The organism is Nocardiopsis sp. RV163, assembly GCF_001029525.1.
Taxonomy (GTDB): Bacteria; Actinomycetota; Actinomycetes; order Streptosporangiales; family Streptosporangiaceae; genus Nocardiopsis; species Nocardiopsis dassonvillei.
Map to the genome: position 1 here is coordinate 1 of NZ_LEKI01000020.1, position 14,248 is coordinate 14,248.

The window sequence follows — 14,248 nt, forward strand, 5'->3', positions numbered from 1 at the left end:
ACATGTACTCGGCCGGACCCGGCTTCGCGAGCATCCTCTACTCGGAGGGCAACGAGGAGCAGAAGCGGTTCGCCGAGCTGGCCATCGAGGGTGGCTGGGTCGCTTGGGGCGTTCGGGAGCCCGGTCGGTTCGTGCGGGAGGTGCGGTGGCCTCGACCGGAACGCTTACCCGGGCGGGAACCGGGACGTAGCGGCGGACCCGGGTGGAGCGGCGGCGACGGCCGCCGGTGGCGGAGTGGCGTCCGCACGGGGGCGCGAAGAGGGCCTTGACCGTGCCGAGGGCACGGATCAGGGCCGCAGCGCTAAACTGGCGCATGCTGGCAATCCTTGTTGTTAAAGGGCTGATGTTGCTGGCCACGGCCCCGGACGGTGTTCAACCGTCGCGGGGTCATTGTGTGGATGGAGTTGTGTGTTCGGTGCCAGATTAAGGGCAGGGGCGGAGTGGAAGCGAACTTTTCTGCGAACTACTCCAGGGTAATTTCGGGTTGACGCCATCGCCGCAGCTCAGGGTCCTGTAGGGGAGTTATTGGCTGGCTCCGCCGGGTTCCCTTTGATTGATGCATAATGCCGCAACTGATGGCTTTTGTTGTGAATGTCCGGAATTATGTGGAGGCATAAAGAAGGAGCGGCACCACGTGAGGAGTGCCGCTCCTTAGCTCCCGGTGGCTAGCCGAGGGTCTTGAGCGAGTCCACGAGTGCGGTCCACTCAGTGGCCGCGAACGACAGGTGTCCCAGCTCGCGGTTCTGCGTGTCTCGCACCGCCGTGGTGACGCCCTCGGCAACCTCGACACAGTTGGTTTCGCCTGCACTGTAGGTGGACTTGTGCCATGAGGGGGTGTTCAGGCGGGCCTCCACGCAGTTGGTGTCGCCCCTGCTGTACGTGGACTTGCGCCACATTCCTTCGGTGATCACTCGATCTCTCCTAGTACTTTCTTGATCAGCGACCGTGACTGATCGGGAGGGAGGGCCAACCCCCGCAGGTCCCCCAGGCGGGAGATGTACTCATCGACCGTGTCAGCGTCGGTGATCACTCCTCCGCTTGACTTGGTCTCTAAGTACAGGAGCATGCCCGCGTTCGGGACTCTCAACAGAGTGAATCCACTGTCCAAGCCTGGGTGGTCCCAGGTGTCTGCGGGGATGACCAGAACTTCCACCCGGTTCCAGACGGAGACCTCCAACAGGTGCTCGAACTGTTCCCTCATGATGTCAGGGCTGCCAAGGCGGCGGTGCAGCGCGGTCTCGTCCAAGACCACTGAAAGGAAGGGCGGGTCTTCGCGGCGCAGGATGGTCTGACGTTCGGTACGTTCCGTCACCTTGGCGTCCACTGCTGTTTGTGGGACAGGTCGGTTGCTCGCCCTGATCGAGGCGCCTGCGTACCCCTGCGTTTGCAGAAGTCCGGGGACGAGAAGTGGCTGGTACTGCTGGATCTGGGTAGCCCGCTGTTCCACGATCGGCAGTTTTCTGTACCAGGCCGGCGGCTGGTAGACCTCGTGCTGCTCCTCCCATACGGCGACCAGTCGACCATCACTGTTGAGCACCTGGTCAATTCGTTGTGCTGTGTCCTTTTTGGCAGGCGTCTTTCCCAGCTCGATATCACTGACCGTCGCCTGGGAGGCTGGTAGCAGGCCTGCCAGCCTGCTCTGCGAAAGCCCCGCCTGTTCGCGGAACCGGCGCACCTCAGCGCCGAACTTCCGAGCCTTCGGATCGACCTCGTTCGCCATGCACAGCTTCTTACCAGTCCGCCATCAGGCACCAACAGGGTTTACCTGAGAATTTCGCATTTCCCGGCGATCGCTAGATCAGGCGAGCCCTCTGATGAGACTGTGACGACGGCCGAAGAAAAGTCCCGGCGGCTGTACTGACAACCCCGGGACCTGGTCCGGAACCCGTGCTTCTCACGACAACAGGTACGAACATGAACCAGGCTATCCCTCGTCAGTCCACCCCGGAAGGCGTTCCCGGCCGCCGAACGCCGACGCTCCAACCGCCCTGGCGGATGCGGTTCGAGGACTCCGACCGCTGCGGCATCGTCCTGGGCAGCGACCCCCGCCACGTCGGGATCGCCCGGAACTGGGCCTACCGCAACGCCCGCTCCCCGCGCCGTGCGGCCTTTCCGCTGGTGCTCGCCGTGAGCCTGCTGGTCACCAACGCGCAGCAGCACAGCCGGTCCGGCGACCCCGGCGGCACCGTCCGGGTCACGCTGCACCGCAAGCCCCACACCTACACCCTGACGGTCACCGACGACGGACCCCGGTCGGACCAGCCCATCCGCTTTCCGCGTCCGCGAAAGCCGACGGAACCGCTGGAGGCCACCGGCAACGGGCTGCTGATGCTGGACGAGCTTTCGGTGTCCTGGGACTGGACGGGCAACGCGGGCGAACCCCTGACGGTGCGCGCACTCATCGACCGCGCCGGGCACCGGTGGACCGGGGCTCCCACCACCGAGGCCTGAGGAACGGCATCGCCTCGCGCCACGCCCACCCGCCGAACACGGAAAGCGCCTCGTGCCCGACTACAGCTACCTCCTCGACGGCCGCCCCGACGTTTTCACCCCCGGCGAAGTCGCCGCCCTGTTCAACATCCGCCCCCGCAGCCTCCACCGAGGCGACTGGGACCGCGTCCTCCGGCCCTTCCGAACCCCGGGCGGAGCACGCCGCTACCCCAAGGAACACATCGCCGCCCTCCTGGTGCAGCCGGATGAACCCGCCCCCACCCCGTAGCGCCGCCACGAGCCGGTCCGCGCATCCGCGACGGCCTACCGCCCCGGCGCGAGGTATCCGAAGAAAGGAAGGAACTCCCTATGTCCTCCGCGAACCCCTCGACACTGCTGGAGTTGCCCGACGGCGAGTCCCGCGCGCAGGTCGCCCGCCTCATCGACACCCTCGGCATCACGGCCTGAACCGACCAGAGGATCGCCCTTCCCCCGCCCGCGCCCGGTCACACGGACAGACCGATCCCAGCCGATGTCCTGACGCAGCGTGCTGGCGGGACTGCCTTCACATCAACCGCCCTTTCACACCGAGGAGACCGCCATGGGCAAGCGTGAGGACAAGTCGACCAGCGACGGCCACAAGCCCGACCGCCCCATCCCGCCGCCCACCCCCGACGACGGTGGCAGCGGCGGAGGAAAGCACGAGCGCGACGACAAATGACCGGTACAGAACACCTCCTGTCCCGCCTCGTCGAGGAGATCGCTCCCTCCCCGGCCTGGCGGGACACCTTCGAGCGGGTTCCCCGCCACCGCTTCATCCCCGACCGGATCTGGATCGAGGAGGGGGATGACCTGACAACCCTCGACAGGGCCGATGACCCGGACGGGTGGTTGCGCGCCTGCTACGCCGACCGGCCCGTCATCACCCAGATCGACGACGGAGACCCCAGCGGGCGCGGCTACAGTTCCTCGTCGGCGTCCATGCCGAGCATCGTGGCGCTGATGCTGGAGGCCACCGACCTCGCCGCCGGACAGCGGGTGTTGGAGATCGGCACCGGAACCGGCTGGAACGCCGCGCTGCTCGTCGACAGGGTCGGTGCCGGGAACGTGACGTCGGTGGAGATCGACCCGGCAGTGGCCGCGCGGGCCGAGGAGAACCTGGAGGGCCGCGGTGTCCGTGCGGTCGTCGGTGACGGTGAGGAGGGGCATCCGCCCGACGCCCCCTACGACCGGGTGCTGGCGACCGCCGCCGTCCAGCGGGTTCCCTACCCGTGGGTGGAGCAGACGGTGTCCGGCGGGCGGATCGTGACCCCGTGGGGCACGAGCTTCCACAACGGCACGCTGCTCCGCCTCCGGGTCGGCGCGGACGGAACGGCGTCCGGGAGGTTCGGCGGGAACGCGGGCTTCATGTGGACGCGCGGCCAGCGGACGCCGCACGGCACCCTCGAAGAGCGCGTCCGTCCCGACCACGAGTACACCGAGACCACCACGGACCTGCACCCGTACGAGCCGGTCGGTGACTTCGACGCGAGCTTCGCGATCGGTCTGCGTGTTCCCGGCATGAAGGACCTGCTGGTCTTCGACGGCGACGTGCCGGGCAATCCGGACTACACGGTGTACCTGATGGACCCCGGTTCGGGCTCGTGGGCCTCGTGGCGGGTCCGGTCCGGCTCTCATGAGTTCCGGGTCCGCCAGCACGGCCCGCGCCGCCTCTTCGACGAGCTGGCCGGGGCCTACGCCTGGTGGCGGGAGGCGGGCCGCCCGGAGCACTCCCGGTTCGGCGTCACCGTCACGCCTGGGTACCAGCAAGCGTGGTTCGGTTCGGCGGAGGGCGACCAGCGCTGGCCGCTGCCGCTTCCGTAGGCAGCGGCCCCTCCCGTCGGGGCCCGTGTGTGCACGGCCGCCGCGCCGAACGGCTGCGGGCAGGGCGAAGGGGCGGTGCCCCCGTGAGGGAGCAGCGCCCCTTCGAACCGGTCACCCTCTGAACTGACCCCCGGGGATCAGGGCTGGAACTCGGTGATCGTCTGGGCGATGCCGTCCTCGACCTCGACCCCGGCCAGGACGACGGTCCCGTCCTTCAGTTCGGCCTCGAACTCCTCCATGTCGCACTCCACGGTCCCGGTCATGTCGTCGTTGGGGACCTCGGGTGCGCAGGTGTAGAGGCCGCCGAGGATCTCGGTGTCCTCGGTGACGTAGAACGCCTGGTCGCCGACGAGGTACTCGTACGGAGCCAGGTGCACGACCTCGCCGGAGAGGGTTCCGGTGAACCCGTCGGCGCTGGCCTCCACGCTCTGGGCCTCGGCTCCCTGCTGCTCGGCGGCCGCCGCCGGGCTGAAGCCGGTCGCACCGAGGGTGAGCAGGCCTGCGGAGAGAACGGCCAGCGCGCTCGTGCGGATGTCGCGATTCATCGTGTTCCTTTCCTATGGGGAGCGGTGTGTTAATTGACTCACCAGGGATTGGGGGATGAGTGCGTTATGTGTCGGCTTTCCCCTAGTCGGGCTGCTCAAACACGTGTCGGGGATACCGGCAAAATCCTGGGGTGCTGTAGTTGCGTCGTTCCAGGGAGGTCAGAGAGTCCTCCATGGAATTTCAAGGGTTGATCGTGCAGGGTTGGTTTGTGCTGTCCGGGTGAGGGAAGGATGGCCCTTCGCCTGTTCGGTATCGCTGTCTGTGCAGGCTGGCTCGACCCCAGGTGTTCCGTGGCCGGGAGGCCCCGCAGCCGGTACCCATGATCAATGGCGGTAGCTAAATATCCCGTTAGCCGTCGCTGCTTTCCCCGATTCGCCCACGGCGAGGCGGCCGTCCCCTATCGGCGGACGCATGAGTCGTGTAAATCGACCGGTCCGCCTTGGATGCTTGTCCGGGCTCCGAGGTTCTCCTTTCCGGGAGAATGCGCGGATTCTCCCGGGCGGGCCCGGCGGGTCCGTGCCGCCCGAACGTTTCTCGGGGACCCCCGGCCTTCCCGCCGCCCGCCGTCGACAGCCCGCGCCGCGCCCGTTGGGCGCCCCGGCGCATCCGTCCCCGGCCCGTGCGCTCCCGGGGCGCTCGTATCCTCGGACCCGGACCCGTCACCCGAGGTGGAGAGCGACGACGCGATGCTGGAGATGCTGCCCGGACTCGTCCGGATCTACGAGGAGTGGGCGGAGCGGCACCCCGACGTGCAGCCGCTGACCATCCAGTTCGCGCCGGACGGCGAGCCCGCCGGCGGCCTCGACGGGGTGCTCGCCTACCCCCTGGACGGCCACTGGCTGCTGGTGTCCTTCGGCCTGACCGAGCTGGGTGAGAAGACCAGCGAGGAGCCACGCGTCTCCGGGTCGGGCTTCGAGTTCACCTGCCGCGTCCCGCGCGAGGACGGCGACGAGGCCGTGCCCGCCTGGATCCTGCGCGTCATGCACGCCCTGGCCGACCGCTTCGTCGCGGGCAGCGACCTGGACGTGGGCCACTGGATCGTCACCCCGTCCCCGCTCGGCGGCGAGCCCGCCAACGGCGACATGACCTCGCTGGTCATCGTCCCCGACACCGAGGTCCGCGCCATGGACACCCCGAACGGGATCGTCCTCTTCTTCCAGCTCGTCGGTCTGCTGGCCGAGGAGGGCGAGGCGATCCAGCAGGCGGGGACCGCCGCGCCGCTCGTCGCCCTCCTGCGCGACCGCGACCCGAGGATGGTCACCGACCCCTCGCGCGAACCCGTCCGCCTCTGAGCCCGATGCCAGCGGGCCGCCACCCGTAGGGTGTGGCGGCCCGCACATGTCAGCCGGTCAGCGCCCGGAGCCCCGTTCCCGCCCGATCGCGGCGCCGATCTCGCCCACCCGATCGGCCAGCAGGCCCATCGCGCCGATGGCCCTGGTCATCGGGTCGTCCTCGGCGCCGCCCAGCGCTCGGCCGCGCCGGAAGGCCTCCTTGACCTGCGCCCACCGGGACTCCTGCTCGGGGGTCATGACACCGCGCAGCTCCGCGAGCTTGAGCAGGTTGGCCTCCGCGCCCGAGGTCAGCGTCTGCGCCTCGCCCAGGTAGTGGTCGTCGATCACGGCCTCCACCTCGGCGTCGTTCATGACCGGCACGATCCGCTCCGCCAGCCGGTTCATGTTGCGGTACGAGCCCTGGAGCCGGAACGGCGGCTCGGTGCGGGCCTCCTCCGACTGCGCCGCGGAGGCGATGTAGGCCGCGTTGTTGGTCATCACCACCTCCTGCACCCGCAGCAGCTTGCGCAGCACCGACACGATCCGGTCCGCCTCGACCGCCGAGTAGGGGTGGTCGAGCTGGTCCGCGCCCACCGAGTCGTCGCCCCGCGCCATCCGCACGAACCGGTACACGTCCTCCCTGCTCCGCGTGGACAGCGGGGCCAGGGTCGGGTTCGAGGTGAGCGCGTTCTCGACGTAGCTCAGCGCGAACAGCTCCTCCCTGCCCGCCAGCACGTCGCCCAGGTTGTACACGTCGGCGCGGTTGGCCAGCATGTCCGGAATCCGGAACCGCTTGCCCTGCTCCGTGTACGGGTTGCCCGCCATGCACACCGCGAAGCGCTTGCCCCGCAGGTCGTAGGTCCGGGTCCGCCCGTTCCACACCCCCTCCATGCGCCGCTGGCCGTCGCACAGCGAGATGAACTTCTGGAGCAGCTCGGGGTTGGTGTGCTGGATGTCGTCCAGGTACAGCATCGTGTTGGCGCCCATCTCCAGCGCGAAGGAGATCTTCTCGACCTCCTGACGGGAGGTGGCGTCCGGCGCCTCGTCCGGGTCCAGCGAGGTCACCGCGTGCCCCAGCGCTGGCCCGTTGACCTTGACGAACACCAGCCCCAGACGGCTCGCCACGTACTCCATGAGCGTGGTCTTGCCGTAGCCGGGCGGGGAGATGAGCAGCAGCAGGCCGCTCTGGTCGGTGCGCTTGCCGTCCCCGGCCGCGCCCAACTGCTTGGCCAGGTTGTCGCCGATCAGCGGCAGGTACGCCTCGTCCAGGAGCCTGTTGCGGACGAACCCGCTCATCACCTTGGGCCGGTACTCCTCCAGCCGCAGCCTCTCCCGCTCGGCCGCCACCAGCTCGTTGCGGCGCCGCTGGAAGTCCCGGTAGGCGGGCACCTCCTCCAGCCGGAACCGGCGGGTGCGCGGCAGGAACTCGTCCAGCCGCAGCTCCAGGGAGCGCTCGCGCACGCGCGGGTGCGACCCCAGCAGCCCGTCCACGTCCTCCGCGACGGCCGCCGACGACTCGTACCGCTCCACGGCGTCGCCGGTCAGCTCGATCGCGGCGGCCTCGGGCAGGTCGCCCGGGTCCACCTCCTCCAGGGTGGTCGCGAACGCCTCCAACCAGGCGGCCACGAGCTGGTGGCGCGCGTTCAGGTCGCCGTCGAGCGCGCGCAGGTCCTCCTCGAAGGCCCTGCGGGTGCTCTCCCGGGCACTGCCCACCGACCGGTGGAACCGGTCCAGCAGCAGACGGGCGCCCGCGCCGGTCACGAACCCCCGCTCCCCGGGCCCCTCCGCCGCGATCTCCTCGAACAGGTACTCGCCCACCAGGTCCAGGTCGGCCTCCTGGTGGAGCCCGGTGTCGGTGAGGAACCCGTCCACGGCCGCCGCCAGCTCCGCGCGCAGAGCGTCCACCGCGGCCGACCCGCGCACCCCGAACACCTCGCGGGCCCGCGCCAGCGAACCGGCCCGGGTCCGCCACGCCGACCGCCGCTCCTCGTCCGCGCCGAAGGCCCAGAACACCTGCGCCGCGGCCCGTGTCCCGCCCGGGTACCGCAGCAGCCCGGCTCCCGCGCGCAGCCGCAGCAGCACCGACAGGATCCGCGCGGCGTCGTGGTCGTGCACGCCCCGCTCGTACCCCTCGTCGTAGCGGGCCTCGGCGAAGCCGCGCACCAGGTCCAGCAGCGACGACCCGTCCCGGCCCCCCGCCTCCGCCTCGGCCAGCAGCTCCGGCGTCAGCCCCCGCGCGCCCTCCTCGGCCGAGGCCAGGACCGACGCGGCCAGGTACTCGGCCCGGTACACCTGCGGGCTCTCCGAAACCAGCACGCGGTCCCACAGGTGCCGGGTCCGACCGAACCCCTCGTCGGTGACCGGCGCACGGAAGTCGGTGCCGGTGATCGCCACCGACATCTCCCCTCCGCGCGGGGTGAGGGTGAGGTCGATCGGCTGGGTGTTCACGGCGAAGCGGTGCCTGCCCAGCCGGATCGTCTCGCCGCCCGCGCCGCCCTCGAACAGGTCGGCGCGGTCCCGCAGGGCCCGGCCCGCCTCCTGCCGGGCGGCCAGCACCTGCCCGTCCAGCTCCTCCGCGCGCACGGTCTCGCCGAGCGCGCGCAACTCCTCGGAGGTTCGGCGCAGCCGCGCCACCATCGCGTCCGACGCGAAGTAGGTGTTGACGTCCTCCAGCGTGTCCAGAGTCGCCACCCGGCGCTGAACGCTCTCCAGCACGCGCGCGGCCGACGACGCCAGGCGGTCGGCCCGCCGCGCCCGCTCGTCCACCAACCCCTGCTTGCGGGTGGAGAACGCCTCGTACACGTCCTCGCGCTTGTCCGCCAGCTCCCCGAGGAAGTCGTCGAACTCGGCGAACCGCGTCTCCAGGTTCTCCAATTGGAGCATGATCCGCCCCAACTGCTCGTCGCACCGGTCCGGGGTGTCGGCGGCGGCCAGCGCCCCCGTGATCGCCTGCCCGAGCAGGGCGAACTCGGCCGCGAACTCCGCCCGCCCCTCCAGGGCGAGCAGTTCGCCGCGCCGCGCCTCCAGCGCGGCGCGCGCCCGGTTGATCCCGGCCATCACCTCGCTGACCCGCTCCAGGATGCGCGTGCGCACCTGGGCGTCGCCGATGTCCAGCGAGCCGACGACCTCGGTGACCACCTGGAGGCCCTCGGTCTGCTCGGCGATGCGCTCGCCGACCGCCGTCGCCGCGCTGACCGCCCCGATCCCCTCGGCGTCTTCGACCAGCCGCTCCACCTCGTCGTGGTAACCGGCGAAGGCGTCGTCGCGCTCCAGGAAGGCCACCGTGCGGCGGCCGGTGGCGTCGATCTCCTCGGCGAGCCTGCCGTCCAGCTCCTCCAGGCGGTCGGTGTCCACGTAGCGCGTCTCGCGCAGCGCGGCCGTCTGCCCCTGGGCGCGGCGCAGCCCGGTCAGCCGCGCCACCCAGCCCTCCGCCGTGCGCGGGGCCTCCCCGCGGGCGGTGCGGATGAGCGAGGCCGCCTTCTCCTCCGCCCCGGCCAGGGTCTCGGCGGCCTGCCGGGTCAGGGTCTGGACGGTCTCGAACTCCTCCAGCACCCGCGCGGCGGTGTCGCGCACCTGCGACAGGGGTGCCGCCAGGTTGCCCAGCTCCTCCTCTCCCAGCCAGTGGAACCGGTCCGACACCCGGCGGCAGGCGGCCATGAGCGCCTCGAACACCTCGGTGGAGGGCCGCATGTCCTCGGCCATGCGCGCCACCGACAGGCACTCGGACACGCCCCGCACAAGCTCGGCGTTGCCGATCCGCTCCAGCGGGCCGGTCCCCACCGGCTGCGCCGCCGCGTACACGTCCGACACGTACGGCGTCTGCCACACCTGCATCGGGTGCACCCGGGTCGGCTCGCCCGAGTTGTCGCGGAACACCGTCATGGTGCCGTCGTCGAACAGCGAGTACCCGTGGCAGACGATCGGGGTGGCGACCTCCTTGCGGATGGTGTTGTAGGGCAGCAGCAGGCTGCGGCCGTCCGCGCGGGAGTGGAAGACGTAGAGCACGTCCTCGCCGTTGGGCGAGCGCACGACGCGCTCGAACTCCAGGTCGGTGACGTCGGTGTCGAAGGTCCGCGCCACCCCGGTGGCCAGGTAGTAGCCGCCGGGGAAGATCAGCCCCTGGTCGTCGGGCAGGCGCTGGCAGGACTGGCCGATGCCGTCGAGGCGCTCCACCTCCTTGGTGCGCGTGTTGAAGACCAGGTGGCGCCACTCGGTCTCGTTGTAGGGCAGCACGCGCAGCAGGATGAGCGGGCCCACCCGCGCGTGGTGCACCGACGCGTCGGCCAGGCTCTGCAACGGCTCGTCCACGGGCTCGCTGTAGACGCCCTCGCCGACCTCGGTGTTGTTCTCCACCTTGATGGTGAGGTCGCCGCCGACGGTCTCCACGAACAGCTCGTCGAGGATCGAGATGTGCGGGTGGCGGCCCGCCACGTGGTCCTCGCGGGTGGTTTCCACCCACGCGAAGTCGTGAGCGGGCGGGAACACGTGGTCGCGCTCGCCGCGCGCGTCGAGGTAGGCGATCTCGCCCGTCGGCGACACCGACCAGCGCAGCACGCGCACGTCCTCCGTGCGCGGGCCGGTCTGGAACACGGCCAGCAGCCGCTCCTCGACCCGGCGCAACTGGAGCAGGCGCGCGTCGCGGTAGTACCGGTAGAGCTGGCCGAAGTCCTGCTGGAACCGCTCGTCGTCGAGCAGCCCGGGGACCGCGCCCGCGTCGGCGCCGGAGAAGGCGAAGCCGCCGTCGGCGCGCTCGTAGCGGTGCAGCGAGAACACGTCGGGGACGTGGGTCTCCCGCTGCATGCCGATGAACACGTTGTAGCCGAACAGGATCACGGCGCCCTCGGCGCCGTCCGCGGCCGGACGCCCCACGCTCACGACGTCCCGGGGCACGCAGTTGTGCTCGGTGCGCACGCGCTCGGTGCCGAGCAGGGTCAGCTCGGTGCCGCCGAACACCTCCAGCCGTCGCGCGTTGAGTTGTTCGGTCCGCCGGGCCAGCTCGCCGGTCTGCTCGCGCAGCCGGGCGCGGAGCACCTCGTAGGTGCCCGCGTCCAGCGAACGCGCGTCCCCGGCGTCAGGCCCCTCGGTCTCCTGGGGCAGGGCCTCTGTCACGAAGGTTCCCCTACTGCTTGGCGAGGGCGGAGGCGGGAAGCTGGTCCACGCCCAGGGAGCGGGCGGTGCCGAGCAGGCCGTCGAGCTTGTCGGCCTGCGGGCCGCCCGCCCCGATCAGCTTGAGCAGCAGCGCGGAGACCGTGAGGTTCTTGACGTCCTCGGTGTCCACCGAGGCCAGCACCCCGCGCATGTCCGCGGCGAAGTCGCCCTCGCCGTTGAGCCAGTCGCCGCCCAGCGCCTGCACGGTCTTGGAGTTGCCCACGAAGCCGTCCACGGCCTTGCCCAGGCCGATGGAGCCCACCATGCGGTCGAAGAAGGCGCCGTCGCCGCCGACGATGTTGATGTCGGCGTTCTCCAGGCCGGTGGCCAGCACGGTGGCCTGGGCCTCGGCGACCTCGCGCTGCACGTTGATCCCGGCCAGGCGGATCTCCTTCTCGGCCTCCAGGCGCAGGCGGTACTCCTCGTGCTCGCGGGTGACCTGGTCCAGGGCGGACATGGCCTCGGCCTTGTCGGTGAGGCCGGCGGCCTCGGCGCGCAGCTTCTGCTCCACGGCCTCGGCCTCGACCCGGGCCTTCTCACTGGCCACGGCGGCCTCGGCGCGGCCGACCTTCTCGATGGCCTCGGCGTCCTGGTGGCGGACCTGCACCTCGGCCAGACCGGCCGCGGCGGCCTCGGCCTGGATCCCCTCGGCGAGGCGGATCTTGGCGCGGGTGTCCAGTTCGGCGGCCTGCTGGCGGGCCTCTGCCAGGGTGAGCTCCTCGGCGGCCCGGTGCTTGGCGGCGGCCTCCGCGGCCTCGGCGGCCTTGATGTCCTTGACCAGGTTCTCCTGGGCCTCGGCCTCCGCCTGGATGATGACGGCCTGGCGGGTGCGCTCCGCCTCCTCGACGGCGCGCAGGCGCTTGATGGCCTCCTCCTGCTCGGCCACGGTGCGGTCCACGGCGATCCGCTCGCGGACGACGTCGGCGACCTCGCGCTTCTCGGCCTCGACCTCCTTGTCCTTGGCGATGCTGCTCAGCTCGGTCTCGCGCTCGCGCCCGATGACCTCCAGCAGGCGGTCCTTCTCGATGCGCTCGCTCTCGATGGCGATGACGCGCTCGCGGTTCTTCTCGGCCACCGCGATCTCGCGCTGCTGGTTCTGGTGCTGTACGCCCAGCGCCTCGGAGGTGCGGATGTTGGCGGTCTCGGCCTTGAGACGCTCCTCGGCCTGCACGCGGGCGGTCTCGGCCTCCTCGCGGGCGCGGATGATCTCGATCTCGCGCTTGGCCTTGGCGGCGGCCTCCTCGCGGCGCTTCTCCAGCTCGGCGAGGGTCTCGGCCGTCTCGGTGTTCTGCCGGTCGAGCTCCTTGCGGCGGTCGTTCTCGAACTCGTTGGTGCGCTTGTGCTCGATCGCGGTGCGCTCGGTGATCTTGGAGATGCCCTGCGCGTCGAGGATGTTGTTGGCGTCGTGCTGGTGCAGCGGGGTCTGCTCCAGCTCGTCGATGGCCACGTCCTCCAGGCTGTAGCCGTTGAGGTCGGTGCCGATCAGGGAGATGATCGCCTGGCGGAACTGCTCGCGGTGCGTGAACAGCTCCTCGAAGTCGAACTGCTTGCCGACGGTCTTGAGGCCCTCGGAGAACTTGGAGTTGAACAGCTCCTGGAGCGTGTCCTGGTGGCTGGCGCGCTCGGTGCCGATGGACTTGGCGACCTTCTTGACGTCCTCCGCGGTCTCGTTGACCCGGACGTAGAAGTACACCTTGATGTCCGCGCGGATGTTGTCCTTGCAGGTCAGACCCTCGCGGCCGCGCCGGTCCACCGTCAGCGTCTTGAGCGAGATGTCCATGATCTCGGCCTTGTGCAGGACCGGCAGGACGATCGCGCCCGTGAAGGTGACGTGGACGTCGCGGACCTTGGAGATGATCAGCGCCTTGCCCTGCTCGACCTTGCGGAAGAGGCGGGTGACCATCAGGAGCAGGGCTATGAGGACGACGACGCCGACGGCAAGGGCGACGCCGACGGTCAGGAAGGCCGCGTTCGCGGCCTCCTGGCCGTTCGCGGTGGCACTCAGCAACACGTGGGGGTCTCTTTCTGCAAGGGGACGTGCGTAAGAGGGGGGAGAGCGCTCCGGGAGCGGGGGTTGCGGCGGCGGGGATCCGACCCCCGGTGGGTGGCGCTCGACAGATGTGACGCGGCGCGGTCGCGAACGGTTCCGCGTACCACCTTTTAGTTGGCGGAGGCGGAGGCGGAGGCGGAGGCGGAGGCGCGGATGGAGCGCAGGGGGCGGAGGGGGCGCCTGGATACGGGGCGGAGCCCCGAGGAGGTGTCGTCCTCTTTGGACGCCTGGACACACGGGGTGAAGCGGAGCAGAGCCCCGAGGAGACGCGTCTCAGCCCTGTCCGGGGTCCAGCGCGGCGTCGAAGTAGGTGACCAGGAAGACGTCCTGCTCGGCGCTGTGGTCGAAGATCAGGGCGGTGCTGCCCACCGGCAGGACCTCCCCGCCGGTGGTGCGCACCGGGATGGAGATCGCCGCGCCGCCCGCGGTGGTGATCTCGGCCTGGCCGAAGCCCTCGTTGGCCTCGCCGATGCGGATCACGCAGGTGCGTCCGACCAGCTCGTTCTTGGAACCGCTGCTACGGCTGGGCAGGAAGCGCTGCACCGACATGACCAGGCCGCTGGTGACCGCCCAGGCGGCCACGAGCGCGATCAGCAGGACGACCAGGCCCAAGGCGATGAGCAGGGGGGTGGAGGTGGTGTGGAGGAGGCTGGTCATGATGCTTCCCATCATGCTCACGAACCAGGCGACGCAGACCAGGGAGCTCAGCGCCACGGTGACCGGGACCCTCCCCAGGCCGACGCGGCTCATCAGGGAGCTCAGCCCCGCGGCCTCACCCGAGTCGTCCACGCTGTCGAGCGCGTCGGAACCGGTGGCGCCGACCGAGACGAGCAGCCAGTAGACCGCGACGACGACCAGCAGCGGGGTGAACAGCACGGTCGGGAAACCGAAGGCGGTGTCCAGGAACATCCCCACCCGTCGCCCTCCTCCGTGCCGCACC

At 70.3% G+C, this 14,248-nt stretch carries 10 protein-coding genes; 4 read left to right on the top strand and 6 right to left on the bottom strand.

The window, feature by feature from the left end:
- Positions 1 to 665 precede the first annotated feature (665 nt).
- Both ABD54_RS06035 and ABD54_RS06040 read right to left on the bottom strand, forming a co-directional pair.
- Positions 666 to 911, bottom strand: a complete 246-nt coding sequence (locus ABD54_RS06035; protein ID WP_047868436.1) for a DUF397 domain-containing protein — start codon at positions 909 to 911, stop codon at positions 666 to 668.
- Entirely contained in the window at positions 908 to 1,720 is an 813-nt protein-coding gene (locus tag ABD54_RS06040; protein WP_047868437.1) for a helix-turn-helix transcriptional regulator, read from the bottom strand. The genes ABD54_RS06035 and ABD54_RS06040 overlap by 4 nt, the downstream gene beginning before the upstream one ends.
- Before the next feature lie 194 nt (positions 1,721 to 1,914).
- Between ABD54_RS06040 and ABD54_RS06045 the strand changes: the two genes are divergently transcribed.
- The 3 genes from ABD54_RS06045 to ABD54_RS06055 all read left to right on the top strand — a co-directional run bounded on the left by ABD54_RS06045 (position 1,915) and on the right by ABD54_RS06055 (position 4,293).
- Positions 1,915 to 2,451 carry an ATP-binding protein gene (locus ABD54_RS06045; RefSeq protein ID WP_235431994.1) on the top strand — a complete coding sequence of 179 codons (537 nt, stop codon included), beginning with the start codon at positions 1,915 to 1,917 and terminating at the stop codon, positions 2,449 to 2,451.
- Positions 2,452 to 2,503: 52 nt separating this feature from the next.
- Entirely contained in the window at positions 2,504 to 2,719 is a 216-nt protein-coding gene (locus ABD54_RS06050) for a hypothetical protein (RefSeq protein WP_047868439.1), read from the top strand.
- Between the two features lie 428 nt (positions 2,720 to 3,147).
- A complete protein-coding gene (locus ABD54_RS06055; protein WP_047868440.1) occupies positions 3,148 to 4,293 on the top strand; it encodes a methyltransferase domain-containing protein in 1,146 nt (381 codons plus the stop codon).
- 137 nt (positions 4,294 to 4,430) lie between these two features.
- Here ABD54_RS06055 and ABD54_RS06060 read toward each other — a convergent pair whose 3' ends face one another.
- Entirely contained in the window at positions 4,431 to 4,838 is a 408-nt protein-coding gene (locus ABD54_RS06060) for a hypothetical protein (protein WP_047868441.1), read from the bottom strand.
- Between the two features lie 687 nt (positions 4,839 to 5,525).
- Here ABD54_RS06060 and ABD54_RS06065 point away from each other — a divergent pair.
- Positions 5,526 to 6,131: a suppressor of fused domain protein gene (locus tag ABD54_RS06065; RefSeq protein ID WP_047868442.1), complete on the top strand. Its 606-nt coding sequence runs from the start codon at positions 5,526 to 5,528 to the stop codon at positions 6,129 to 6,131.
- 57 nt (positions 6,132 to 6,188) lie between these two features.
- Here ABD54_RS06065 and ABD54_RS06070 read toward each other — a convergent pair whose 3' ends face one another.
- The 3 genes from ABD54_RS06070 to ABD54_RS06080 form a co-directional block, all read right to left on the bottom strand.
- Positions 6,189 to 11,219 carry a DNA repair ATPase gene (locus tag ABD54_RS06070; RefSeq protein WP_047868443.1) on the bottom strand — a complete coding sequence of 1,677 codons (5,031 nt, stop codon included), beginning with the start codon at positions 11,217 to 11,219 and terminating at the stop codon, positions 6,189 to 6,191.
- A 10-nt stretch (positions 11,220 to 11,229) separates the two neighbouring features.
- Complete coding sequence (locus tag ABD54_RS06075) at positions 11,230 to 13,269, bottom strand: flotillin family protein (protein ID WP_047868444.1); 2,040 nt, start codon at positions 13,267 to 13,269, stop codon at positions 11,230 to 11,232.
- Positions 13,270 to 13,581: 312 nt separating this feature from the next.
- On the bottom strand, positions 13,582 to 14,223 hold the full coding sequence (locus ABD54_RS06080; RefSeq protein WP_047868445.1) for an OB-fold-containig protein: 642 nt from the start codon (positions 14,221 to 14,223) through the stop codon (positions 13,582 to 13,584).
- Between the last annotated feature and the right edge of the window lie 25 nt (positions 14,224 to 14,248).

What these genes read in the sequence shown, in the direction of transcription:
- ABD54_RS06040 (WP_047868437.1), bottom strand. Translation starts at nt 1,720, where the DNA reads ATGGCGAACGAGGTCGATCCGAAGGCTCGGAAGTTCGGCGCTGAGGTG.
- ABD54_RS06045 (WP_235431994.1), top strand. Translation starts at nt 1,915, where the DNA reads ATGAACCAGGCTATCCCTCGTCAGTCCACCCCGGAAGGCGTTCCCGGC.
- ABD54_RS06055 (WP_047868440.1), top strand. Translation starts at nt 3,148, where the DNA reads ATGACCGGTACAGAACACCTCCTGTCCCGCCTCGTCGAGGAGATCGCT.
- ABD54_RS06060 (WP_047868441.1), bottom strand. Translation starts at nt 4,838, where the DNA reads ATGAATCGCGACATCCGCACGAGCGCGCTGGCCGTTCTCTCCGCAGGC.
- ABD54_RS06065 (WP_047868442.1), top strand. Translation starts at nt 5,526, where the DNA reads ATGCTGGAGATGCTGCCCGGACTCGTCCGGATCTACGAGGAGTGGGCG.